General features: G+C 61.0%; 23 protein-coding genes. 12 read left to right on the forward strand and 11 right to left on the reverse strand.

Translation table 11 applies throughout. The features are described 5' to 3' along the window. Positions 1–34: 34 nt before the first annotated feature. Both AC2FM5_RS04295 and AC2FM5_RS04300 read right to left on the reverse strand, forming a co-directional pair. Complete coding sequence (locus AC2FM5_RS04295; RefSeq protein ID WP_496734093.1) at positions 35–904, reverse strand: FkbM family methyltransferase; 870 nt, start codon at positions 902–904, stop codon at positions 35–37. 57 nt (positions 905–961) lie between these two features. Further along, on the reverse strand, positions 962–1,945 hold the full coding sequence (locus AC2FM5_RS04300) for a DUF2125 domain-containing protein (protein ID WP_496734095.1): 984 nt from the start codon (positions 1,943–1,945) through the stop codon (positions 962–964). 85 nt (positions 1,946–2,030) lie between these two features. On the opposite strand from AC2FM5_RS04300, the gene AC2FM5_RS04305 reads away from it, so the two are divergent. From AC2FM5_RS04305 to AC2FM5_RS04315, 3 genes are all read left to right on the forward strand, one after another. Next, on the forward strand, positions 2,031–2,561 hold the full coding sequence (locus tag AC2FM5_RS04305; protein ID WP_170390882.1) for a gamma-glutamylcyclotransferase: 531 nt from the start codon (positions 2,031–2,033) through the stop codon (positions 2,559–2,561). Positions 2,562–2,629: 68 nt separating this feature from the next. Then, the gene (locus AC2FM5_RS04310) at positions 2,630–3,808 is read left to right on the forward strand and encodes a biopolymer transporter ExbB (protein WP_170340518.1); all 1,179 of its coding nucleotides are present in this window, start codon (positions 2,630–2,632) and stop codon (positions 3,806–3,808) included. Positions 3,809–3,811: 3 nt separating this feature from the next. Next, positions 3,812–5,554, forward strand: a complete 1,743-nt coding sequence (locus AC2FM5_RS04315) for a peptidoglycan -binding protein (protein WP_480752681.1) — start codon at positions 3,812–3,814, stop codon at positions 5,552–5,554. Between the two features lie 7 nt (positions 5,555–5,561). Here AC2FM5_RS04315 and AC2FM5_RS04320 read toward each other — a convergent pair whose 3' ends face one another. The 3 genes from AC2FM5_RS04320 to gloB all read right to left on the reverse strand — a co-directional run bounded on the left by AC2FM5_RS04320 (position 5,562) and on the right by gloB (position 9,888). Continuing rightward, the gene (locus tag AC2FM5_RS04320; protein ID WP_496734098.1) at positions 5,562–6,452 is read right to left on the reverse strand and encodes a YHYH protein; all 891 of its coding nucleotides are present in this window, start codon (positions 6,450–6,452) and stop codon (positions 5,562–5,564) included. A 169-nt stretch (positions 6,453–6,621) separates the two neighbouring features. Further along, positions 6,622–8,946, reverse strand: a complete 2,325-nt coding sequence (gene clpA / locus AC2FM5_RS04325; RefSeq protein ID WP_170365417.1) for an ATP-dependent Clp protease ATP-binding subunit ClpA — start codon at positions 8,944–8,946, stop codon at positions 6,622–6,624. A 174-nt stretch (positions 8,947–9,120) separates the two neighbouring features. Continuing rightward, on the reverse strand, positions 9,121–9,888 hold the full coding sequence (gene gloB, locus AC2FM5_RS04330; RefSeq protein ID WP_496734101.1) for a hydroxyacylglutathione hydrolase: 768 nt from the start codon (positions 9,886–9,888) through the stop codon (positions 9,121–9,123). A gap of 61 nt (positions 9,889–9,949) precedes the next feature. Between gloB and AC2FM5_RS04335 the strand changes: the two genes are divergently transcribed. The 7 genes from AC2FM5_RS04335 (at position 9,950) to AC2FM5_RS04365 (ending at position 16,319) form a co-directional block, all read left to right on the forward strand. Beyond that, on the forward strand, positions 9,950–10,684 hold the full coding sequence (locus AC2FM5_RS04335) for a class I SAM-dependent methyltransferase (RefSeq protein ID WP_496734103.1): 735 nt from the start codon (positions 9,950–9,952) through the stop codon (positions 10,682–10,684). Positions 10,685–10,996: 312 nt separating this feature from the next. After that, entirely contained in the window at positions 10,997–11,557 is a 561-nt protein-coding gene (locus AC2FM5_RS04340; RefSeq protein ID WP_093965027.1) for a F0F1 ATP synthase subunit delta, read from the forward strand. Next, entirely contained in the window at positions 11,558–13,096 is a 1,539-nt protein-coding gene (gene atpA, locus AC2FM5_RS04345) for a F0F1 ATP synthase subunit alpha (RefSeq protein ID WP_170339951.1), read from the forward strand. Positions 13,097–13,108: 12 nt separating this feature from the next. Beyond that, a complete protein-coding gene (locus tag AC2FM5_RS04350; RefSeq protein ID WP_170357122.1) occupies positions 13,109–13,987 on the forward strand; it encodes a F0F1 ATP synthase subunit gamma in 879 nt (292 codons plus the stop codon). 18 nt (positions 13,988–14,005) lie between these two features. Further along, positions 14,006–15,430 (forward strand): F0F1 ATP synthase subunit beta, encoded by a 1,425-nt coding sequence (gene atpD, locus AC2FM5_RS04355; RefSeq protein ID WP_170357123.1) that lies wholly within the window; start codon positions 14,006–14,008, stop codon positions 15,428–15,430. Between the two features lie 12 nt (positions 15,431–15,442). Next, positions 15,443–15,853, forward strand: a complete 411-nt coding sequence (locus tag AC2FM5_RS04360; protein ID WP_170365421.1) for a F0F1 ATP synthase subunit epsilon — start codon at positions 15,443–15,445, stop codon at positions 15,851–15,853. Between the two features lie 115 nt (positions 15,854–15,968). After that, on the forward strand, positions 15,969–16,319 hold the full coding sequence (locus tag AC2FM5_RS04365) for an H-type lectin domain-containing protein (RefSeq protein WP_093964638.1): 351 nt from the start codon (positions 15,969–15,971) through the stop codon (positions 16,317–16,319). Positions 16,320–16,351: 32 nt separating this feature from the next. Here AC2FM5_RS04365 and rpiB read toward each other — a convergent pair whose 3' ends face one another. Together rpiB and AC2FM5_RS04375 are read right to left on the reverse strand one after the other, a co-directional pair. Next, positions 16,352–16,792 (reverse strand): ribose 5-phosphate isomerase B, encoded by a 441-nt coding sequence (gene rpiB, locus AC2FM5_RS04370; protein ID WP_170357125.1) that lies wholly within the window; start codon positions 16,790–16,792, stop codon positions 16,352–16,354. Positions 16,793–16,813: 21 nt separating this feature from the next. Next, complete coding sequence (locus tag AC2FM5_RS04375) at positions 16,814–17,833, reverse strand: ribose-phosphate pyrophosphokinase (protein WP_093964640.1); 1,020 nt, start codon at positions 17,831–17,833, stop codon at positions 16,814–16,816. 107 nt (positions 17,834–17,940) lie between these two features. Between AC2FM5_RS04375 and AC2FM5_RS04380 the strand changes: the two genes are divergently transcribed. Continuing rightward, on the forward strand, positions 17,941–18,543 hold the full coding sequence (locus tag AC2FM5_RS04380; protein WP_170365425.1) for a 2-hydroxychromene-2-carboxylate isomerase: 603 nt from the start codon (positions 17,941–17,943) through the stop codon (positions 18,541–18,543). Next, complete coding sequence (locus AC2FM5_RS04385; protein WP_170460310.1) at positions 18,540–19,352, forward strand: alpha/beta fold hydrolase; 813 nt, start codon at positions 18,540–18,542, stop codon at positions 19,350–19,352. The genes AC2FM5_RS04380 and AC2FM5_RS04385 overlap by 4 nt, the downstream gene beginning before the upstream one ends. On the opposite strand, the gene AC2FM5_RS04390 is transcribed toward AC2FM5_RS04385, so the two are convergent. The 4 genes from AC2FM5_RS04390 to AC2FM5_RS04405 all read right to left on the reverse strand — a co-directional run bounded on the left by AC2FM5_RS04390 (position 19,349) and on the right by AC2FM5_RS04405 (position 22,309). Then, complete coding sequence (locus AC2FM5_RS04390; RefSeq protein WP_170390889.1) at positions 19,349–20,383, reverse strand: threonine aldolase family protein; 1,035 nt, start codon at positions 20,381–20,383, stop codon at positions 19,349–19,351. The two genes, AC2FM5_RS04385 and AC2FM5_RS04390, sit on opposite strands and share 4 nt — an antisense overlap. Continuing rightward, a complete protein-coding gene (locus tag AC2FM5_RS04395) occupies positions 20,383–20,856 on the reverse strand; it encodes a YcgN family cysteine cluster protein (RefSeq protein ID WP_170340543.1) in 474 nt (157 codons plus the stop codon). The genes AC2FM5_RS04390 and AC2FM5_RS04395 overlap by 1 nt, the downstream gene beginning before the upstream one ends. Further along, positions 20,853–21,785, reverse strand: a complete 933-nt coding sequence (locus tag AC2FM5_RS04400) for a bifunctional riboflavin kinase/FAD synthetase (RefSeq protein WP_480636598.1) — start codon at positions 21,783–21,785, stop codon at positions 20,853–20,855. Before AC2FM5_RS04400 ends, AC2FM5_RS04395 begins: the two co-directional genes overlap by 4 nt. An 80-nt stretch (positions 21,786–21,865) precedes the next feature. Beyond that, positions 21,866–22,309 (reverse strand): MaoC family dehydratase, encoded by a 444-nt coding sequence (locus tag AC2FM5_RS04405; RefSeq protein ID WP_093964645.1) that lies wholly within the window; start codon positions 22,307–22,309, stop codon positions 21,866–21,868. Positions 22,310–22,370: the final 61 nt, after the last annotated feature.

Consider the following 22,370-nt stretch of genomic DNA (forward strand, 5'->3'; position numbering starts at 1 on the left):
TCGGTGGCCAGTACTAGCAATGCCCAAAAATCGGCTATGTTCTCAAATAATTGCTTTGTTCTGTGTTGCCTGTGTGAATCGCCAGCAAATCGGTGGCGGAAGAAATTTTTCCGAACGTTTCAGGTGTCAGCGATTCGTTTAAATTGCGGAAATCGAATACCGCTTCGAAATTTTTGAACAGTATATCTCCCAACCTTGCGTTGCGAAACTGATCCGCATGCGGGGTATATTCCATAAACACAGTTGGTTTCTGAGTTTGGATCGTCTCTTGGGCGCCCTCCAAAACTTGTAGTTCATGGCCTTCCACATCGATCCAGATCAACTTGAGGTCTTGCAGTTTCTTTTGGTTTGTCTTGAAAATCTCGTCCACGGTTGTGACATCGACATTTATCGCAGATTCCGATGAATCTCCGAAGTGTGAGCCGCCGCGGTTGAGCGAGTTTTTGTTGAATGGCAACTGGCCAGGTTTGTTGGACGCACCAAGCTTTATTAGCGACACGTAATCCTCCAACCCGTTCAACTTGATATTTTGGCTCAGGATTTCATAGTTCTCTGGATCCGGCTCGACCGCAACGACATGTCGTGCCTTTATGTCCTTAAAAAAGTATATCGTGTGAGTCCCTATATTGGCACCGATTTCCAGCACCGAGCCATCGGTTATCGGATGATCGGATCGCTTGAGAAAGTCTCGAAGCTTCCTGACCGAGGTCCGGCTGAATTCACCGTGTGCTGAAATGCTTTCCCCGATTACGTCATGAGGATAGTAGATCAAGAAATGATCGACCAGCTTGCGGTACAGAAGGACATCATTCTCGTAGAGGTTTCGAAGTATCTCTCGCCTTGTCTTTTTGTTTTGCAGCAACAGCCTTGAGATTGCTCTAGCAAGCGAGGTCCTTAGTCCCATTGTATCCCCCAGCGAACCTTGAATTGTTTCAACATTATGGAAAGGTAGATCACCGCTTCAACGTAGAAAAAGCCGTGGCGCGTGCCCTAGTGGCAACGGTCCCAAAGCCACGAACCCGTCGCGGAAATTCAGCTGCAAGTCCAGCGCGTTGGGGTTGCCCCCCAGACCGGCCAGCAAGTTCAACGCCCGTGTGACCGGATCAACGGCCTGATCGGGCAGGGCACCTGCAGCATTGGCCATAGCAATCATGTCACGCCAGTTCTCGGCTTTGACCGCAATCTCTCCGACCGGGATGCCCTGGTCATCAACTTCCAGTTCGCCGGTTGCAAACAGACGCAATTTGCCCCATTGCACCTCGGCCAGATGCAGGTCGATCAACCGAGGTTGGGGGCGACGTTCTTCCAGCGCGGAGCGGTCCCAGGTTTTGTCGAACGTGACATTTATGTCCAGTTCGAGTGTCTCGAAGGCTTGGGGCAGCGAAGCAGCCGTTCGCATCAGCGCGCGCAGGTCTTCACCGGGCGTGAAGGCATCCGAACTGACCCCGATCGCATAGCTCTCGGGCTGGGTGCCTTGTTCCATGACCAGGGCAAGTGACTGGCCGGCAGCCATGTCGGTTCCGTCCTGGGTCACCGACCAGTTGCCCGATGTCAGGGCCATCTTCTCCAGCTCCAGCGCGACGCCCGGACGCAGATTCAGTTCTGCCTGAAGGCTGTCGGCCAGGATGATTGCGGTCTGGTCGAAATAGGATAGCCGCTGCGGCGTATCCGCAAAGCGCAAGATCTGTCGTCCGGGCCAGATGGCGGGGCTTTCGAATTCGATCCAATCCGCGCTCCAGGCTGTGCCGTTCACCGGATCGGCCAGCGCTACACTGTTCAGGCGGGTCACGTGGTGCAGCGGAAATCCGGCGATTTCCACGTCGGAATAGTCGGCCTGCCATCCAAGATCCTGCTGATGCGCGAACCAACCGGTGATGGCGCTGCGCAGCCCATACCCGGCTATGGCCCAATACCCGCCCCAGAGGATGGCCAGAAATATGAACACTCGTACCAGTCGGCGCATCGCAAATGGCCCTTTTTCCTGCCTTGGAATTGATGTTTATAGGCCTAAACGGGCAAGGACCAGAACTATGACGATGTGGGTATTCGGATACGGGTCGCTGTTGTGGAATCCGGGCTTTCCGGTGGCCCGGCGCGAGCAGGCTACACTTCACGGCTATGCGCGGTCATTCTGCATGCGGTCGATCCATCACCGCGGAACCGAGGAGAACCCCGGACTTGTCTTGGCTTTGGACGAACACCCGGATGCCCGTTGCAAGGGCTTGGCGCTGGCGGTCGAACCAGGCCATGAGGACCGCACCCTCGAGGAACTGCGCGAGCGTGAACTGATCTCGTCCGCCTACGTGGAGAAGATGCTGGATGTGCATCTGGACAGCGGCCAGACGGTGACGGCAGTGACCTATGTGATCGATCCCGACCACGTGCAGTATTGCGGGGGTCTGCCGCTGGAGGAGCAGGCGCAAATCATCGCGCAGGCCGTGGGCGGCCGCGGCCCCAACCCCGAGTATCTTTACAATACCGCTGAACACCTGTCCGAGATCGGGTTGCACGACCCGGATCTTGAGTGGTTGGCGCAACGGGTGCGCAGCCTGACCGCATAAACCCTTGGCCTTGCCACCAGATTTTCGATAGATTCGCCTCAGAGCAGGCAAAACCGGGAAAGACGCGCATGGCGCATGTACAGCAGGGCGCGAGACCGCATTTCTCGCAACCGATCCGTCAAATCGTGATGATGCTGATCGCCATCGGGCTGTCGGGCCTGGGCGTGTTCATGGCTCTGCCCTACGTGCTGCCGGTTTTTTATGCCAACCCCTATCTGAACGGGTTCATCCTGCTGGTCTTTGTCATCGGCGTCGTGGCCTGTTTCTATCAGGTGACCCAGTTGATCGGTTCGGTTCGCTGGATCGAAGCGTTCGTGGGCGGCGTCGTGCGCGAAGACGCTCGTACACCGCAGCTGTTGGCCCCTCTGGCGTCGCTGCTTCGCGCACGCGGGGCGAAATCGCAGATCAGCTCGACATCGACCCGGTCGATCCTGGATTCGGTCGCGGAACGGGTCGAGGAAGAGCGGGAATTCACCCGCTACATCACCAACGTACTGATCTATCTGGGTCTTCTGGGTACGTTCTTCGGCTTGGCAACAACGGTTCCTGCAATTGTCGACACCATTCGCAGCCTGAACCCGCAAGAGGGCGAAGAAGGCCTGGCCGTATTCAATCGTCTGATGAGTGGCCTCGAATCCCAGCTGCAAGGCATGGGCGTGGCGTTCGGGTCCTCCCTGTTGGGGCTTGCCGGATCGCTTATCGTGGGTTTGCTCGAACTATTCGCCGGCCACGGGCAGAACCGGTTCTACCGTGAGCTTGAGGAATGGCTGTCGTCGATCACGCGCGTCGGATTTGCCGCCGGAGATGAAGGCGGTGCGGAACTTGCGGTGCTGACCCCGGTCCTTGATTCCATGTCCGAGCAGATGGACGCGCTGCAGGACCTGTTCGCGGCCCAGGAGGCGGATCGCGCCGAGGTATCGGCCAAGCTGGGTGCATTGGTCGATGTCATCGCGGACATGAACCAACGACAGGCGGAAACCGAAGGGGTCACCGCCGCGCTCGAGCGGATCGCGTTGGGGCAGGACGCGCTGCTGGATCACATGCGTGAACATGGTGCGGGCGAGGGGATCGACGCCGAAAGCCGAATGCGGCTGCGGTCGATGGACGTGCAGCTTCTGCGCATTCTCGAAGAAATCTCGGCCGGTCGCCAGGACAGCATGAACGAACTGCGCAAGGATTTCGAGCTGCTGGTCAAGGCGCTGACGCTTCCGCGCGGGGCGGCGCGCCACACACCGGGCGGAGAATAACACATGGCCCTGTCTCGTCGAACCGGTCAGCGTTTCCAAGGCTCGGTTTGGCCCGGCTTCGTTGATGCAATCACGGGGCTGCTGATGGTCATGACCTTTGTGCTGACCATTTTCATGGTCGTGCAGTTCGTGCTGCGCGAAACCATCTCCGGACAGGAAGACGAGCTGACGGCCCTGTCGGACGAAGTGGCCGCCCTTGCGGATGCCTTGGGCCTGGAAGAGCGCGAGAACAGCCGTCTGCAGGCCCGGTTGGGGGCGCTGAACACGACGCTGTCGCAGGCCGAAGAGGATCTGAGCCAGGCGCAGGCCTTGATCTCGTCACTCACCTCGGAGCGAGACCAGCGCGCGGCCGAGTTGGAAGAGGCTCAGACTCGTATCACGGGGTTCGAAGCGCAGGTTGCCGCGCTTTTAGCTGATCAGGCGCGCGCGCAGGGCGATATTGCCGAATTGGAATCCCAGCGCGAGCAACTGCTTTCCGAGCAGGAGGCATTGAACCTTGCCTTGGCACAAAGCCGTGCGGAGGTGGATGCCCAGGCCGAGGCCGCACGGCTGGCGGCTGCACGCCGCGAAGCGCTGGAGGCCTTGGTAGCCGACCTTGAGCAAGCGGACAGTGCGCGCGCGGCCCAGATCGCTGAATTGCAAAGCCAACTGACTGAAGAGGAAGCCGCCCGCGTCGCCGAGGCTGCTGCCGCTGAGGCACTGCGCAACAGATTGCAGAATGCGGATGCCGAATTGACGGCCATGACCCTGGCACTGGAAGAGCAGCGTAAACAGGCCGAGGAAACACTGACACTGTTGGCCGCCGCTCAGACGGCCAAAGCCGAGCTTGAGCGGCAATTCGGTGAGTTGAATGACGAAGAGCTCAAGGCTCAGCTTGAAGCAGCCCTTGCGGCGCGAACCGAAGCTGAGGCCGAGGCCGAAAGTCAGCGGACGCTGGCCGAGCAGCGTGACGCCTTGCTTGCCGTTGCCCGGGAAACGATCGCCACCGAAAAGGCTCTTTCCGCCAAGGCGCAACGCCAGACGGCCTTGTTGAACCAACAGATCGCCGCATTGCGCGGCCAATTGGGGTCGTTGCAGGCGCTGCTGGATGACTACAAGGACAGGAATGCCGAGGCCGAGGTGCAAATTCAGACCCTTGGTCAGGACCTGAACGCGGCCCTTGCCCGGGCCGCTTCCGAAGAACGGCGCCGCCGCTTGTTGGAAGAGGCCGAACGCGTCCGCCTGGAGGCCGAGGCCGAGAAACTGGCCGGCCAGAATCAGGAACTTACGGCACAGGCCGAAGACCTGCAGCGGTACCGCTCCGAGTTCTTTGGTCGCCTGCGCGACGTACTGGGCAACCAGGAAGGCGTTCGGATCGAGGGCGACCGCTTCGTATTCTCGTCCGAGGTGCTGTTCCCACCCGGTTCGGCGGTTCTGTCCGAGGATGGCCGGCGCGAGGTCGCGAAAGTGGCGGGCATTCTGAGTGGGATTGCGGCGGACATTCCGCCCGAATTGAACTGGGTCATCCGGGTCGACGGTCACACGGACAATATCCCGCTGAACGGAACAGGACGGTATCGAGACAATTGGGAGCTCAGCCAAGGGCGGGCGCTGTCGGTCGTGCGCTACATGGTCGAACAGTTGGGCATTCCGCCGGAACGTCTGTCAGCAAACGGATTTGGAGAGTTTCAACCTGTCGATACGGCGGACACTCCGGAAGCGCGGGCAAAGAACCGTCGCATCGAATTGAAGCTGACCGAACGCTAAGCCAGTGTCAGCGCGGCCCGAAGCGGAAGCTGGGATCGGGTGTGCCCGCAAAACAGCGTGGAACAACCGGGTAGTCATCGGTCAGAAAATACGCGTAGGTGCCCGAAGGAAACTCGGTCGAAACGGTCATGGCGCCATTGCATTCATCGAGCGTTCCAAGCCCCGCCACGAACTCGTAGTCTTCGTTGAACGTTCCATCATGTCGTCCGTCAGGAGCGGCGCCGCCCGGGCGCTGCCCGGCCTTCAGCCGGTAGGAAGAGGTCATTTGCGTGACCTTGCCGCCCACCAAACCGGTTCGGGCGTAAATCGGAAACCCGTCCGCTGCATATCCGATCAACGGAGAGTGTTCTTTCGGTGACCAGCCCTGCATTTCGATCAGGCCGGTCGGAACCCCGTGGTAGTGATATTTTCCGTTTGGTTGGACATGCGCGAAATTGGCATCGAGTCCAAGGGCGATCGCGCCGCCCATGGCATTGTAGGACCAGCCCGAACGGGGATCGCCGTGCCAGAATTCAGCGGCCAGTGGGTCAAAGACGATCCCAGTCAGGGACACGCCAAAATTCCACCCCATGCGCAGAGGCGTCGGGGTTGCATTCGCCCTCGGAACGGCCGGCAGGTTCAACTTGACCGACTGCTCGGCGATTTGATGCGGGTTGCCTTTGTTCGGAAAGCGACCGACCAGATGATTGGGGATGCCATTGCCGGTAATCGACAAGGCACGGCCTTGTTCGGTGATCTGTGATCTGTTGACGCCTGGGTTGACGGTCGCCGGTTCCAGGTTCAACGGTTCCGCACGGGTTTCGTCATGAAAGCGAAACCGATGCTGGGCAGAGGCGATAACGCCGACGACCGAGGCCGCGAAGGCGATGCTCCAAATGACGACGATTTTTCTGGACACTGCGCTGCTCCACTCCAAAGGCTTTGGTCTGAAACGTGGTGCGCAGCGGTTTCCGTCGCTGGGAACTTTCTTTTTGGCGAATACTGGCGGGAGAGGGGGGCGGTCTCTCAAGAAATCGCCCGGCAGAACTGACTGCCGGGCGACGAGACTTTTTTGATTGAACCGAGGTCTAGTCCGCGGTCAGCAGCGGCGGCTTGTCGCCCGAGATCCGCGGATTGTCGGGGCCGATAATCTCGAGATCCAGATCGCCTCTCTTGACCGAGACCCGCACAACACCGCCCTTGGCCAGCTTTCCGAACAGCAGTTCTTCGGCCAACGGTTTCTTGATGTGCTCCTGGATGACCCGGCCCAGAGGCCGTGCGCCCATCTTGTCGTCATAACCCTTGTCGGCCAGCCACTCGGCAGCTTTCGGGGTCAGGTCGATGGTGACGCCACGATCCAGCAGTTGCGCCTCAAGCTGCAGGACGAATTTTTCGACCACCTGCAGGATGACCTCTTTGGGCAGCGGCGCGAACGAGATTACCGCGTCCAGACGGTTGCGGAATTCAGGGGTGAACATCCGTTCGATCGCGGCGGTATCTTCACCCTCACGCCGGTCGCGGGCAAAGCCGATTGCGGCCTTGGCCTGTTCCTGCGCGCCCGCGTTCGAGGTCATGATCAACACCACATTGCGGAAGTTCACCGTCCGGCCGTTGTGATCGGTCAGCTCGCCGTGGTCCATCACCTGCAGCAGGATGTTGAACACATCCGGGTGCGCCTTCTCGATCTCGTCCAGCAGCAGCACGCAATGCGGGTGCTGGTCAACGCCGTCAGTCAGCAGTCCGCCCTGATCGAAGCCGACATAGCCCGGAGGCGCACCGATCAGACGGCTGACCGCGTGTTTCTCCATGTATTCCGACATGTCGAAGCGCAGCAGTTCCACGCCGAGTGTATCGGCCAGTTGCTTGGCGACCTCGGTTTTGCCCACACCGGTCGGGCCGGCGAACAGGTAGTTTCCGATTGGTTTTTCCGGCTCGCGCAGACCGGCCCGTGCCAGCTTGATTGCGCTGGACAGAGCCTCGATTGCCTGGTCCTGCCCGAACACCACCCGTTTCAACGAGTTCTCAAGGTCCTTCAGAACCTCGGCATCGTCCTTGGTGACATTCTTCGGCGGAATGCGCGCGATCTTGGCCACCACGGCCTCGATCTCCTTGACGCCGATGGTCTTGCGCCGCTTGCTTTCGGCCACAAGATGCTGGGCCGCACCGGCCTCGTCGATCACGTCGATCGCCTTATCAGGCAGTTTGCGGTCGTTGATGTAACGCGCAGACAGCTCGACCGCGGTCTTGATCGCGTCGGCGGTGTATTTGATGTCGTGATGCTCTTCGAAATAGGGCTTGAGACCGCGCAGGATCTTCACGCTGTCCTCGACCGAAGGCTCGTTCACGTCGATCTTCTGGAACCGACGCGACAGCGCACGGTCCTTCTCGAAGTGCTGGCGGAACTCCTTGTAGGTGGTCGAACCCATGGTGCGCAGCTTGCCGCCCTGCAACGCAGGCTTCAGCAGGTTCGAGGCATCCATGGCGCCGCCCGAAGTTGCACCCGCACCGATCACGGTGTGAATCTCATCAATGAACAGCACGGCGTCTGGGTGATCCTCAAGCTCGGTCACCACGGCCTTGAGCCGCTCTTCGAAGTCGCCGCGATAGCGCGTGCCGGCCAGCAATGCGCCCATGTCCAGCGAATAGATGGTGGTGTTGGCCAGAACGTCTGGCGCGTCGCCTTGGACGATCTTATAGGCCAAACCTTCGGCAATCGCCGTCTTGCCCACGCCCGGATCACCCACCAGCAGCGGGTTGTTCTTACGGCGGCGGCACAGAACCTGGATGCAGCGCTCGACCTCGTCGGCGCGACCGATCAGCGGATCGACGTCGCCGGCGCGGGATTTGGCGTTCAGGTCCACGCAATACTTGCCCAACGCGCTTTCCTTCTGGTCGGCCTCACCGGAGGCGTTCTGCGCTTCCTCTTCACCCTGATCGGCGCCGGTCACCGGACGATTTTCACCAAACGCCGGGTCTTTGGCGACGCCGTGGGCGATGAAATTCACCGCGTCATACCGCGTCATGTCCTGCTCTTGCAGGAAATATGCAGCGTTGCTTTCCCGTTCGGCAAAGATGGCCACCAGAACATTTGCCCCGGTCACCTCGGTCCGGCCCGAGCTTTGCACATGGATCGCGGCGCGCTGGATAACACGTTGGAACGCAGCTGTCGGTACGGCTTCGGACCCGTCGATGTCTGTCACCAGATTGGACAGATCCTCGTCGATGAACTCGACCAGAGAGCTGCGCAATTCGTCCAGATCCACGCTGCACGCCTTCATGACGCGCACTGCATCGGGTTCTTCAAGCAGCGCCAGCAGCAGATGCTCCAGCGTTGCGAATTCGTGACGCCGTTCGTTTGCAGCCGCCAGGGCCGCGTGAATGGCTTGTTCCAGTGTGCTCGAGAATGAAGGCACGCGGGTGCTCCTCTGTATTGGGCCGGAAGGGGTTCGAGTATTGGCCGGATCCCCATCCCAACCATGACCTCATACTATTAGAGTTTGGTTGATCATGGCGCGGCTTCAAGGGTTTTCTTTCACTTGACAGTCACATTTAACGTGACCGTGGCCGTGAAGAAGACCAATTAGGCATCAGAAGCGGTCTTTTCTACCCCGGATCTCGGCAAAAACGGCGACCGGGTCAGCCCCCACCATTCCAAGCTGTGCCTGAATCTTGGGATCAGTCGCGCGCAGGAACGGATTGGTCGCCTTTTCCACGCCCAGATTTGACGGCACGGTCGCGCGGCCCTCTGCCCGAGCCTGATCGATCTCATGCACCCGTTGCTGCAGCGCTGTGTTGTCAGGGTCAATGGTTACCGCAAATCGTGCGTTTGACTGGGTGTATTCGTGACCCGAGCAGACCGACGTCTCGTCGGGCAAAGCCGCGAGTTTCGAAAGCGAGGTCCACATTTGCGCTGCGTCTCCTTCGAACAAGCGGCCGCATCCCAGCGCCATCAGGCTGTCGGCCGTGAACACCACCGCGCTTTTGGGCATGTAATACGCCACATGTCCCACCGTGTGCCCCGAGACATCCAGAACCTCGACGGGTTCGCCCCCAATCTCGAACCGGTCACCGTCAGCCACCTGTTTGTCGAGGGGAGGAAGTCGGTGAGCGTCGGCCGCCGCACCAATCACCTGTGCTGGGTGCTGCTCGAGGATGCCGGGCAAGCCGTCGACGTGATCCCAGTGGTGATGGGTCAGAAGGACATGGCTCAGGCGCCAGCCGCGTGCGGTCAATTCGGCCAGAATGGGTCCGGCCTCCGGAGCGTCGACCAGGGCTGTCTGTCCGCTTGCATGGTCATGTGCCAGAAAAGCATAGTTGTCGCTGAGACAGGGGATGGTGACGATCTCAAGAGGCATGGCCTTTTGCCCTTTCGTTGCTAGACTGCGCTCAGCTAAGCCGATCGATCGGGTATCTGCAATGCATCTTGATGTGCAGGATCTTAGGAACTTCTACTACCGCAGCACGCTGGGGCGTGCGGCGCAGGCCGCCATTCGTGGCCGGCTGATCGAACTGTGGCCCGAGGCCAAGGGCCAGACGGTGGCCGGATTCGGCTTTGCGGTGCCTCTGTTGCGCCCTTATCTTGCGGACGCGCGGCGTGTCATCGGCCTGATGCCCGGACCACAAGGGGTGATGCCTTGGCCCGCCGGTATGCAGAACGTGTCGGTGCTGACCGAGGAAACCCGGTGGCCGATCGAAACCGGTCGTGTGGACAAGCTGGTGGTCATGCACGGGCTCGAGACCTCGGAACGACCCAGTCAATTGCTTGAAGAATGCTGGCGTGTTCTGGGGCCCGGCGGTCGGGCGGTGTTCGTCGTTCCCAATCGGGCCGGGCTTTGGTCCCGAACCGACCGAACGCCCTTTGGCTACGGACATCCGTATTCGGCAACCCAGCTTGAGAACCAGCTGCGCGCACATCATTTCGTGCCCGAGATGCACTGTTCCGCGCTTTACTTGCCACCCTCGTTCCGGCGGTTCTGGCTGCGCTCGGGTGGGTTGATCGAAAAGACAGGGCAACGGATCCCGACCATCATGGCCGGTGGTGTTCTGATGGTCGAAGCCAGCAAGCTCGTGCGGCCACCAAGCGGCAGCGTGACCAAGGATGCTGAAAAACGCCCCATCAAAGCGTTGGACGGATTGCTGAAGCCGGCGTGAACCGGCGCGCATCCACAAGCGCGGGATTCCCGGAAACATGAGGGAAAAAGGCCACAGGAATCGCAAAAACAGGCAACTTGGTAACATTTTTCACGCCGGCGAATGGGTTCAAACCGTCGCAGTTTCCGTAACCAATTGAAAAGAAAGATTTTGTGGATAAAGCTGAGCCCGGCATAACATATTGCTAGGTGGCTTAGGCTCTGCTACATCCCCGGTGATTTTGATCCCCGCCCTTTCAGGACGGGGTTTCCTCACGCCCCCGGTTCAGCTGCCACACGCGAAATCGGGGCCCAAAATATCGGAAGGGTGGACGTGTCCGAACCAGCTTCGATTTCCACGGGCATAGCCAAACGCTATGCAACGGCGATCTTCGAGATCGCAAAAGAGAACAAGGACCTTGCAGGTCTGGAAACCGGCATCAATGACCTTTCGGCTGCATTGAGTGAAAGCGCGGACCTGCGCGAGGTGATCTCTTCGCCGCTGATCTCTCGGGCCGACCAGCAGGCGGCCATCACCGCCGTGGCCGACAAGATGGGCCTGCACCCGATCATGCGCAACACGCTGGCTCTGATGGCGCAGAAGCGTCGGCTGTTCGTGCTGCCGCAGCTGATCAAGGTTCTCCGCGAAATGCTGGCTGACGAGCGCGGCGAAGTGACTGCCGAAGTTGCCTCGGCCAAGGCGCTGACCAAGACCCAGCTGGAGAAACTGTCCAAGACACTGTCCGAGCGCGTAGGCAAGGACGTGACCATCAATGCGACCGTCGATGAAAGCCTCATCGGTGGTCTTGTCGTCAAAGTGGGCTCGCAGATGATCGACAGTTCGATCCGCTCCAAGCTCAACTCCCTACAGAATGCAATGAAAGAGGTCGGATAAATGGGTATCCAAGCCGCAGAGATTTCTGCAATCCTGAAAGACCAGATCAAGAATTTTGGTCAAGAAGCAGAGGTGGCCGAAATCGGCCGCGTGCTGAGCGTCGGTGACGGTATTGCCCGTGTTTACGGCCTGGACAATGTGCAGGCGGGTGAGATGGTCGAGTTCCCCGGCGGCATCATGGGCATGGCGCTGAACCTCGAAGCCGACAACGTCGGTGTCGTGATCTTCGGCTCGGACCGTGACATCAAGGAAGGTGACACCGTCAAGCGCACCAACTCGATCGTGGACGTTCCGGTTGGTGACGAACTGCTGGGCCGCGTTGTTGACGGTCTGGGCAACCCGCTGGACGGCAAGGGTCCGATCAATGCGAAGCAGCGCGGCGTCGCAGACGTCAAGGCGCCGGGCATCATCCCGCGTAAGTCGGTGCACGAGCCGATGGCGACCGGCCTGAAGTCGGTTGACGCGATGATCCCGATCGGCCGTGGCCAGCGTGAGCTGATCATCGGCGACCGTCAGACCGGCAAGACCGCCGTGGCTCTGGACACCATCCTGAACCAGAAGGTCTACAACGAAGCCGCTGGCGACGATGAATCGAAGAAGCTGTACTGCGTCTACGTGGCCATCGGCCAGAAGCGTTCGACCGTTGCTCAGCTGGTGAAGAAACTGGAAGAATCCGGCGCCATCGAATACTCGATCGTCGTGGCCGCAACCGCATCCGACCCGGCGCCGATGCAGTTCCTGGCACCCTATGCCGCAACCGCGATGGCCGAATACTTCCGCGACAACGGCCGCCACGCCCTGATCATCTACGATGACCTGTCGAAACAGGCCGTCGCCTATCGTCAGATGTCGCTGCTGCTGCGCCGTCCGCCGGGCCGCGAAGCCTATCCGGGTGACGTTTTCTACCTGCACTCGCGCCTGCTGGAGCGTTCGGCCAAGCTGAACGAAGACTTCGGCGCCGGTTCGCTGACCGCTCTGCCGGTCATCGAAACCCAGGGCGGCGACGTGTCGGCCTTTATTCCGACCAACGTGATCTCGATCACCGACGGCCAGATCTTCCTGGAAACCGAGCTGTTCTATCAGGGCATCCGCCCCGCCGTGAACACCGGTCTGTCGGTTTCGCGCGTGGGTTCGTCGGCTCAGACCAACGCGATGAAGTCGGTTGCTGGTCCGGTGAAACTGGAACTGGCCCAGTACCGCGAAATGGCTGCATTTGCGCAGTTCGGTTCGGATCTCGACGCCGCGACCCAGCAGCTGCTGAACCGTGGTGCGCGTCTGACCGAGCTGATGAAGCAGCCGCAGTACTCGCCGCTGACCAATGCGGAAATCGTCTGCGTGATCTTCGCCGGTACCAACGGCTATCTCGACAAGATCGACGTTTCGGACGTTGGCCGCTACGAAGCGGGTCTGCTGGCGCATCTGCGCGGCAAGCATGCCGATCTGCTGCAGTGGATCACCGACGAAGATCCGAAGATCAAGGGCGAGGCTGCCGACAAGATCAAGGCTGCGCTGGACGAATACGCCGCAACCTTCGCTTAAGGAGACGCGGCGATGCCAAGTCTTAAGGACCTTAAAAACAGGATCGAGTCGGTCAAATCGACCCGCAAGATCACCAAGGCCATGCAGATGGTCGCGGCTGCAAAACTGCGCCGCGCCCAGGAATCTGCCGAAGCCTCGCGCCCCTATGCCGAACGGTTCAATGCCGTGATGGCGGGGCTGGCGGCGTCGGTCGGGGGCAGCGACAGCGCCCCCAAGCTGCTCCGTGGTACGGGCAGTGATGATGTCCATCTGCTGGTCGTGATGACAGCTGAACGCGGCCTGTGTGGCGGCTTCAACTCGAACATCGCCAAGCTGGCCCGCCAGAAGGCGGAAGAGCTGCGCCTCAAAGGCAAGACGGTCAAGGTTCTGACCGTCGGCAAGAAAGGCCGCGACGCGCTCAAGCGTGATCTGGGCGATCTGTTCGTCGGTCATGTCGACCTGAGCGAAGTAAAACGCATTGGTTACACCAACGCGCAGGACATCGCGAAGGACATCCTGTCCCGCTTTGACGGGGGTGAGTTCGATGTTGCCACGATCTTCTACTCGAAGTTCGTCAACGTTGTGACCCAGATTCCGACGGCACAGCAGGTCATCCCCGCCTCGTTCGAAGACGAAGCGACGGGTGACGACAGCGGTGCCATCTTCGACTACGAGCCCAGCGAAGAGGCCATCCTGGCCGACCTGCTGCCCAAGGGGGTCGCGACAGCGATCTTCTCGGCTCTGCTCGAAAACGGTGCGTCTGAACAGGGTGCACGGATGTCCGCGATGGACAACGCGACACGCAATGCGGGCGAGATGATCGACAAGCTGACGATCCAGTTCAACCGCTCGCGTCAGGCCGTGATCACCAACGAGCTGATTGAAATTATTTCCGGCGCCGAAGCGCTGTAAGAAAACCGGAGACGAAACATGGCGAATGCAAAAGGCAAAGTCACACAGATCATCGGGGCCGTCGTCGACGTGCACTTCGAAGATCAGCTGCCTGAAATTCTGAACGCGCTGGAAACTACCAACAATGGCAAGCGCCTGGTGTTGGAAGTTGCTCAGCACCTGGGTGAAAACACCGTCCGTACCATCGCGATGGACGCGACCGAAGGTCTGGTCCGCGGCGAAGCCGTGACTGACACCGGCGCACCGATCTCGGTTCCGGTTGGCAACGCCACCCTGGGCCGCATCCTGAACGTGGTCGGTGAACCGATCGACGAAAAAGGTCCGGTTGAAGCGTCTGAGGCCCGCGCGATCCACCAGCCCGCGCCGACCTTCGACGAACAATCGACCGAGTCGGAAGTTCTGGTCACCGGCATCAAGGTTGTCGACCTGCTGGCGCCCTACGCCAAAGGCGGCAAGATCGGCCTGTTCGGCGGTGCCGGTGTGGGCAAGACCGTTCTGATCATGGAACTGATCAACAACATCGCAAAAGTGCACTCGGGCTTCTCGGTGTTCGCAGGTGTCGGTGAACGGACCCGTGAAGGCAACGACCTGTACCACGAGATGATCGAATCGAACGTCATCAAGCCCGACAACCTGTCGGAAAGCCAGGTGGCCCTGGTCTACGGCCAGATGAACGAGCCTCCGGGGGCGCGTGCCCGTGTTGCTCTGACCGGCCTGACCCTGGCCGAGCAGTTCCGCGACCAGTCCGGTACCGACGTTCTGTTCTTCGTCGACAACATCTTCCGCTTCACGCAGGCGGGCTCCGAGGTGTCGGCTCTGCTGGGTCGTATTCCTTCGGCGGTGGGCTACCAGCCGACGCTGGCCACCGACATGGGCGCCCTGCAGGAACGCATCACTTCGACCAAGAAGGGCTCGATCACCTCGGTGCAGGCGATCTACGTGCCTGCGGACGACCTGACCGACCCCGCGCCGGCAACCTCGTTCGCGCACCTCGACGCGACCACCGTTCTGAACCGTGCGATCTCGGAAAAGGGTATCTACCCGGCCGTGGACCCGCTCGACTCGACCTCGCGCCTGCTTGACCCGGCCATCGTCGGCGAGCGTCACTACAAGGTTGCGACCGACGTTCAGCAGATTCTCCAGCGCTACAAGTCGCTGCAGGACATCATCGCCATCCTCGGCATGGACGAACTGTCGGAAGAGGACAAGTTGACCGTGGCCCGCGCCCGCAAGATCGAGCGCTTCCTGTCGCAGCCGTTCGACGTGGCCGAAGTCTTCACCGGTTCGCCGGGTGTGCAGGTTCCGCTGGAAGTCACCATCGACTCGTTCGAGCGTGTCGTGGCCGGCGAATTCGACCATCTGCCCGAAGCGGCCTTCCTGATGGTTGGTGGCATCGACGAAGTGATCGCCAAAGCCGAGAAGATGGCCGCAGCTGCTGCCTAAGGAGTATCCCCGATGGCAAACACGATGCAATTCGACCTCGTCAGCCCGGAGCGGAGCCTTGCTTCGCTTCAGGCCAGCGCGGTCCAGATTCCCGGTGCGGACGGGGACATGACGGCGATGCCCGATCATGCCCCCACCATTACCACGCTGCGTCCGGGCATCCTGAAGGTCGAAGCGCCCGAAGGGACCAGCGAATACCTGGTCACCGGCGGGTTTGCCCAGATCAACGGCGATGCTCTGTCGGTGCTGGCCGAAAAGGCCATCCCGGTTGACGAAGTGACCCGCACGCATCTGGACGAGCTGATTGCCGAGGCTCGCGCCTCGCACGAGGCGGCGAAGGAAAACGGCGAACAGACCATTGTCGACGAGGCAGCCAAGCTGCTGGCCGACATGGAAGCGCTGGGAACGCATATGAGCCTGTAACGGCTGATGCACCGTCAGAATTGGAAACGGCCCTGCTGCTGCGGGGCCGTTTTTTTGTCGTGATTTCGCCGAAAGGTCAGGATAATTTGCGGAAATTCATAGGAATTGATGCGCAATGAAGAAATTCTTGACCCACCCCATCGGAATTGACCGAGGTGAAGAGGTTCTGTTCTCGGAATTCGCAGATGGCGGAGACATGTGGACGGGCGAGGGGCCGCGGGAACGACGCCGGCCCGTCACCTTCAGCCAACCCTTCCGCACCCCGCCCGTCGTGCAGATTGGAGTGTCCTTGTGGGATGTCGATACCTCATCGGCCTTGCGCGCCGAGCTGCTGTCCGAAAATGTTACAACCACGGGCTTTGATGCGGTGTTCCGGACGTGGTCGGACACCCGTATCGCCCGGATCCGCGTGGCATGGACCGCGATCGGGGAAGTTGCCCACGAGGACGACTGGGACATCTCCTGACCCGCCGTTCCCAGCGGGCCATCTGTAATGACTTAGGATTCGATCATTGCCACGCGTTTCGCGTGCCGGCCGCCTTCGAATTCGGTGCTCAGAAAGGCATCGACAATATCCAGCGCCAATCCAGTGCCAACAACACGCGCGCCGATCGACAGCATGTTGGCGTCATTGTGCTGGCGGATCATGCGAGCAGAGAACGTATCCGAACAGACGCCGCAGCGGATGCCGGGAACCTTGTTTGCAGCCATCATGATACCTTGCCCCGTGCCGCACAGGACAATGCCCAATTGGCACTCGCCCGAGACGACGGCCTCGGCGGCGGCTTTGCCGTGCTTGGGGTAATCGGTGCTTTCGGGGCTGTCAGGGCCGAGATCCAGAACGTCCCAGCCTTGTGCCGCTGCAAAAGCGGCAACTTCCTTGCGCAGGTCGATGGCAGCGTGATCGCTGGAAAGAACCAGACGTTTGTTGGCGGTCATGGGAATGGCTTTCCGGTTTCTTCAGTCTGTGTGGTACAGGGATTCGTAGATCGGGATCAGGGTCTTGTCTTCGAACAGCGACGACACTGATGTGCCCTGCCAGATGTTCAGAATGGCCTGTGTGAAGATCGGGGCCGTCGGCACCGTGCGGATATTCTTGGCCTTCTTGATGTCTTCGGTCGGCATGATCGTGTCGGTCAAAACAAGCGATTTCATCACCGAGTTCGAGACGCGTTCAACAGCCGGGCCGCTCATGACGCCATGGGTGATGTACGAGTGAACCTCGCGTGCGCCGTTGTCTATCAGCACCTGCGCCGCCTTGCACAGCGTACCGGCCGTGTCGCATATGTCGTCGACGATCAGGCAGATCTTGTCCTTCACGTCGCCGATCACGGTCATCTCGGCCACTTCCCCGGCTTTTTCACGCCGTTTGTCGACGATCGACAGAGGAGCGCTGATCCGCTTGGCCAGCTCGCGGGCACGAGCCACACCGCCGACGTCCGGCGAAACCACCATCAGATCGTCCATCTGGTCGCGGAACTGGTCCTTGACGTCCAGCGCAAAGATCGGAGAGGCATACAGGTTGTCGACCGGCATGTCGAAAAACCCTTGGATCTGTGCCGCATGCAGGTCCATCGTCAGGATGCGTTCGATCCCGGCACCGGTCAGCATGTTGGCCACAAGCTTGGCGCTGATCGGGGTGCGCGCCTTGGTGCGGCGATCCTGGCGGGCATATCCGAAATAGGGGATAACCGCGGTGATCCGCGCCGCCGACGATCGGCGCAGCGCATCGGCGATGATCAGTAGCTCCATCAGGTTGTCATTGGCCGGGTTCGAGGTGGGCTGGATGATGAACATGTCCTCGCCCCGGACGTTCTCGAAAACCTCGACAAAGATCTCGCCATCGTTGAACCGTTCGACCCGCGCATCGACCAGACGCTGGTTGACGCCGCGGTGCAGGCTCATGCGGCGCGCGATGGTTTCGGCAAGCGGAAGGTTTGCGTTCCCAGCAATAAGCTTGGGTTCGTGATGTGTCGGCATCGGCTGAGGTCCCCGGGCAGCAGTGGCAATGTGACAGATTCGTGATGTTGACACCGCTTAGCATGGCCTTACGGTTCCGCAAAGATAACTGGGTGGAGAAAGTGCACATGGCCGACATTGACTACTTTTTTGCGACACTGTCGCCCTATTCCTACCTCGCCGGGCTGCGGCTGGAGGAGATCGCGGCCAAGCACGGCGCAACCATCGCCTACAAGCCGGTCGACATCATTGCGCTGTTCGGGCGCACCGGCGGCGTGCCCCCCAAAGACCGCCACCCGTCGCGCATCGAATATCGGGCGCAGGAACTGGTGCGTCAGGCCAAGAAGACGGGCCTGCCGTTCAACCTGCAACCTGCACATTGGCCGACCAACGCGGCGCCGTCCTCATACGCCATCATCGCGGCCATTCAGGATGGGTCGGGTGATGTGGGAAAACTGTGCCATTCCTTTCTGCGCGCCTGCTGGGCCGAGGACAAGGACATCGCGCAGGACGACGTGATCCGCGACTGTCTGGCCGGGGCGGGCTTTGATCCGGCGCTGGCCGACAGCGGACTGCTGGTCGGGGCCGAGACCTATGCGGCAAACCTCGAAGAGGCGGTGGACCGCGGCGTGTTCGGCGCGCCTTTCTACATCACGCAAGACGACCAAAGGTTCTGGGGGCAGGACCGGCTTGAGGATCTGGACGAGCATCTGGCCACGCTCAAAGCATGACCGTGGCCAAGGCCGTGCTGCCGCCCGTACACGTTCGCACTCTTGGGGCGGGTGCCCGAAAGGTGCTGGCGCTGCATTGCACGATTGCGCATTCCGGTGCGTGGTCCGGTCTGGCGGCCGCCTTGGACGGCCAGGCGACACTGACTGCACCCGACATGCTGTCGCACGGACGCAGCCCGGATTGGGACGGGCAGGGAGATTTTTTTGACCTCACCACCGCCCTGTCTCGGGCGCAGTTGAGCGAACCGATGGACGTGATCGGGCATAGTTTCGGCGCAATGGTTGCCCTGCGGCTGGCCATCGAATACCCGGACCTTGTGCGCAGCGCCGTTCTGATCGAGCCGGTGTTCTTTGCGGTCGCTCACCAGGACGCGCCAGCGCTTGCGGCGCAGCACGCGGCCGAATCCCAGCCATACAAGACTGCCCTTGCCGAAGGCGACGCGCCCCGGGCCGCCCGTCTGTTTAACCGCATGTGGGGCACGACCGACCGCAGCCCGCGCTGGCCGGACCTGCCCGAGCGAGCCCGAAATGCGATGATCCGGGGCGTCGGAGTGGTCGGCGCGGTCGAGGGGCCGCTGTTCCGCGACACCACCGGCCTGCTGGCCCCGCAGGCCATGGCGCGGGCCGAAATGCCGATCCTGCTGCTGCATGGATCGGCCTCGCACCCGATCATGGCCGTGGTCAATGCCGGGCTGCGCGCCCGCTTGGCCGACGCGCGGCAGGGCGTTGTCGAGGGGGCAGGGCACATGCTGCCCGTCTCGCACCCCGGCGAAACCGCCACGCAGATCGACGCGTTCTGGCGCGCCTAGAGCAGCGCCAGAAACCGGTCGATTTCCTCGGTCGGTGTCGACCAGTCGCAGACGAACCGGCAGGCCAGCATCTCGTCCTCGTCCGGGCCGTCCAGCGGGTCGCCCCACAGGTGATAGACGGCACCGGCCGCGTGTAGGCGCCTATGCAGGCTGCGGGGAAAGCTGGCAAAGATGATGTTGGCTTGGGGTTCATGCAGGAACTGCGCACCCGCAGCCCGCAGCCCATCGGCCAGACGCGCGCAATTGGCGTTGGCCTTACGGGCCGAGCGCAGCCACAGATCATCGCGCAGATAGGCCGCCATCTGGGCCGACAGATACCGGTGCTTGGAAAACAGATGCGCCCCGCGCTTGCGGCGCAACTCGAACTCCCAGGCCTTGCTTTCGTCGAAGAAGATCACCGCTTCGACCCCCATCAGCCCGTTCTTGGTGCCGCCAAAGCTTACCGCATCCACGCCCGCCTTCCACGTCATCTCGGCCGGGGAACAATTCAGCGCCACCAGCGCATTGGTGAACCGCGCGCCATCCATGTGGACGGGCAGGCCGAACTCCTTGGCGACCCCGCACAGGGCCCGCAGTTCGGTCAGCGAATAGACCGAGCCCCGCTCGGTCACCTGCGTGATCGACACCGGACCGCGTTGGGGCCCATGCACGCCGCGTGTCTCTTCGGCGGCGATGGTGCGGCGCAGTGCATCCGGCTGCATCTTGTCGCCGCCCGGAACCAGCGTCAGCTTGGCGCCGGTGTAGAATTCGGGCGCGTTGCACTCGTCCTCATGAATATGCGCGACGGGCGAGCAGAATACGGTCTCCCACGGCTGCGACAGGGTCGCCAGAGCCAGCGAGTTTGCCGCCGTTCCGGTCGCCACCAGATAGACCGCCGCCCCGGGCGCCTCGAAGATGCCCCGGATCCGGTCGCGCACTTCGTTCATCAGGTCATCGGCGCCATAGGCCATCTGATAGCCCTGATTGGCCTCGGCCAGCGCGGTCAGAACCTCGGGGTGGACGGGCCCGGAATTGTCAGAGGCGAAATGCATCAGGTTGGCTCCTCGATAATGTAGTCTTCCCACTCTTCCTCGGGCGTCTCGAATTCGGACACGGTAAGCCCTTGAACCGAAACGCCGGCGGCGTGGACGCTGTCGGGCGACCCTGACAGCAACGGGTGCCAATCGTAAAGGGGCTTGCCCTCCCACAACAGGCGGTAGGCGCAGGTCTGAGGCAACCAGTAGGCGTGTTCGTGAATGTTGTCCGGGCGCATGACGATGCATTCCGGTACGAACTGGTGGCGGATGTCATACTGGGTGCATCGGCACGTCGCGTCATCCAGCAGCCGGCAGGCGACACGGGTCAGGGCAACCTCGCCACTGTCCTCGTCTTCAAGCTTGTTCAGACAGCATTTGCCGCAGCCGTCGCACAGGGCTTCCCATTCGCGCGGGTTCATCTTCTGCAGGGGTTTGCGCTCCCAGAAACGCGGGGCCAGCCCGGCGCGGTCGATCGGATCCTTGCTCATGTCGCGGCCAGGATCTTGCGCGCGCGATCGCAGTCTTCGGTCATCTGGGCGATCAGAGCATCGAGGCCGTCAAAGGTCATCTCGGGGCGCAGGAATTCGACCAGACCCACCGAGAGGGTCGCCCCATAAAGATCGCCGGAGAAGTCGAACAGGAAGGTTTCGATATTCGGCACCTCGCCATGGAACATCGGCCGCACCCCGACCGAGGCCGCACCGTGATAGCTGCCGGCATGTGGGCCATCCAGCACGTCGACCAGAACCGCGTAGACGCCGAATTTTGGGGGGTGGATTCCTTCGATCGACATATTGGCCGTGGGAAAGCCCAATTCGCGGCCGCGCTGTTCGCCGCCGATAACCTCGCCTTCGATCCGGTGCCAGTGGCCCAGCATGGCCGCCGCGTCCCGCGGGCGGCCGTCGCTCAGGGCTTGCCGGATCGCGGTGGACGAGACCACGTGATCGGATTGCTCCATCAACGGGGCGATGGTGACGCCGAACCCCATCTGCTGGCCAAACTGTGCCATGTCCTGCGCCGTGCCGCTGCGGCCTTTGCCGAAACAGAAATCGGCCCCGATCACCACATGGGCCAGACCCAAGCCTTGGCAGATCACGTTGCGGGCGAATTCCTCGGGCGTCAGCCCGGCGAGCGCGGCGTTGAACGGCAGTTCGTAGAGTTTCTGTACGCCCAACTTCTCCAGCCGGTGCGCGCGCGCATTGCCCCGCATCAGACGAAAGGGCGGCGCGTCCGGGGCGAAATATTCGCGCGGGTGCGGCTCGAAGGTCAGAACGCCCAAGGGCGCATCGGGGCATGCCTTCCGGGCCAGATCTATCACCGACTGGTGGCCAATATGAACGCCGTCGAAATTCCCGATCGCAACGCTGGCGCCGCGGTCTTCTGGGTCTACAAACTGGAAATCCCGGATGATCTGCATGGGGCTTGCCTAGCGGGACTGTCCGCCGGGTTCAAGCGGCAGTTCCAGACCAGCGCCCAGCAGGGCGTCAAAACCTGCCGTCAGTCGAATTTCCGTGATGGAGCCAAAACCATCGCCTCGCCAACCAGAACCTTCTTGCCGTCTACTGCGCAATGGCAATCCAGCTTGACCCGGCGCTTGGCGAAGTCGATGTCGATCACCTTGACTTCGGCATAGACCATGTCGCCGGGGCGGACCGGTGCAAGGAATTTGAGCGACTGGCCCATGTAGACGGTACCATGGCCCGGAAGCTGTTCACCGATCACGGCCGAGATCAGACCAGCTGTCAGCATCCCGTGGGCGATGCGCCCCTCGAAAATCGTATCGCGGGCATAGTCGTCATCCAGATGCACCGGGTTCCGGTCGGTCGAGACCTGGGCGAACATCTCGATGTCTTCGTCCGTCACCACTTTGCGCAGGTAGCGGGTCATGCCCATTTCGATGTCTTCGATACAGATCGTTCCGCGTGGAAGATTGTCCAACATGTTGCCCTCACTATGCATCGGCCCGGCAACAAAAAATCACCAAAGACCCAAGATTGGCAAC

This window comes from Ruegeria sp. BHSA162 (assembly GCF_059613385.1).

Bases quoted from the DNA above. Each gene is read 5' to 3' on its own strand.
- AC2FM5_RS04295 (WP_496734093.1), bottom strand. From the start codon at position 904: ATGGGACTAAGGACCTCGCTTGCTAGAGCAATCTCAAGGCTGTTGCTG.
- AC2FM5_RS04305 (WP_170390882.1), top strand. From the start codon at position 2,031: ATGACGATGTGGGTATTCGGATACGGGTCGCTGTTGTGGAATCCGGGC.
- AC2FM5_RS04310 (WP_170340518.1), top strand. From the start codon at position 2,630: ATGGCGCATGTACAGCAGGGCGCGAGACCGCATTTCTCGCAACCGATC.
- AC2FM5_RS04315 (WP_480752681.1), top strand. From the start codon at position 3,812: ATGGCCCTGTCTCGTCGAACCGGTCAGCGTTTCCAAGGCTCGGTTTGG.
- gloB (WP_496734101.1), bottom strand. From the start codon at position 9,888: ATGCCTCTTGAGATCGTCACCATCCCCTGTCTCAGCGACAACTATGCT.
- AC2FM5_RS04335 (WP_496734103.1), top strand. From the start codon at position 9,950: ATGCATCTTGATGTGCAGGATCTTAGGAACTTCTACTACCGCAGCACG.
- atpA (WP_170339951.1), top strand. From the start codon at position 11,558: ATGGGTATCCAAGCCGCAGAGATTTCTGCAATCCTGAAAGACCAGATC.
- AC2FM5_RS04350 (WP_170357122.1), top strand. From the start codon at position 13,109: ATGCCAAGTCTTAAGGACCTTAAAAACAGGATCGAGTCGGTCAAATCG.
- atpD (WP_170357123.1), top strand. From the start codon at position 14,006: ATGGCGAATGCAAAAGGCAAAGTCACACAGATCATCGGGGCCGTCGTC.
- AC2FM5_RS04360 (WP_170365421.1), top strand. From the start codon at position 15,443: ATGGCAAACACGATGCAATTCGACCTCGTCAGCCCGGAGCGGAGCCTT.
- AC2FM5_RS04365 (WP_093964638.1), top strand. From the start codon at position 15,969: ATGAAGAAATTCTTGACCCACCCCATCGGAATTGACCGAGGTGAAGAG.
- rpiB (WP_170357125.1), bottom strand. From the start codon at position 16,792: ATGACCGCCAACAAACGTCTGGTTCTTTCCAGCGATCACGCTGCCATC.
- AC2FM5_RS04375 (WP_093964640.1), bottom strand. From the start codon at position 17,833: ATGCCGACACATCACGAACCCAAGCTTATTGCTGGGAACGCAAACCTT.
- AC2FM5_RS04380 (WP_170365425.1), top strand. From the start codon at position 17,941: ATGGCCGACATTGACTACTTTTTTGCGACACTGTCGCCCTATTCCTAC.
- AC2FM5_RS04385 (WP_170460310.1), top strand. From the start codon at position 18,540: ATGACCGTGGCCAAGGCCGTGCTGCCGCCCGTACACGTTCGCACTCTT.
- AC2FM5_RS04390 (WP_170390889.1), bottom strand. From the start codon at position 20,383: ATGCATTTCGCCTCTGACAATTCCGGGCCCGTCCACCCCGAGGTTCTG.
- AC2FM5_RS04395 (WP_170340543.1), bottom strand. From the start codon at position 20,856: ATGAGCAAGGATCCGATCGACCGCGCCGGGCTGGCCCCGCGTTTCTGG.
- AC2FM5_RS04400 (WP_480636598.1), bottom strand. From the start codon at position 21,785: ATGCAGATCATCCGGGATTTCCAGTTTGTAGACCCAGAAGACCGCGGC.
- AC2FM5_RS04405 (WP_093964645.1), bottom strand. From the start codon at position 22,309: ATGTTGGACAATCTTCCACGCGGAACGATCTGTATCGAAGACATCGAA.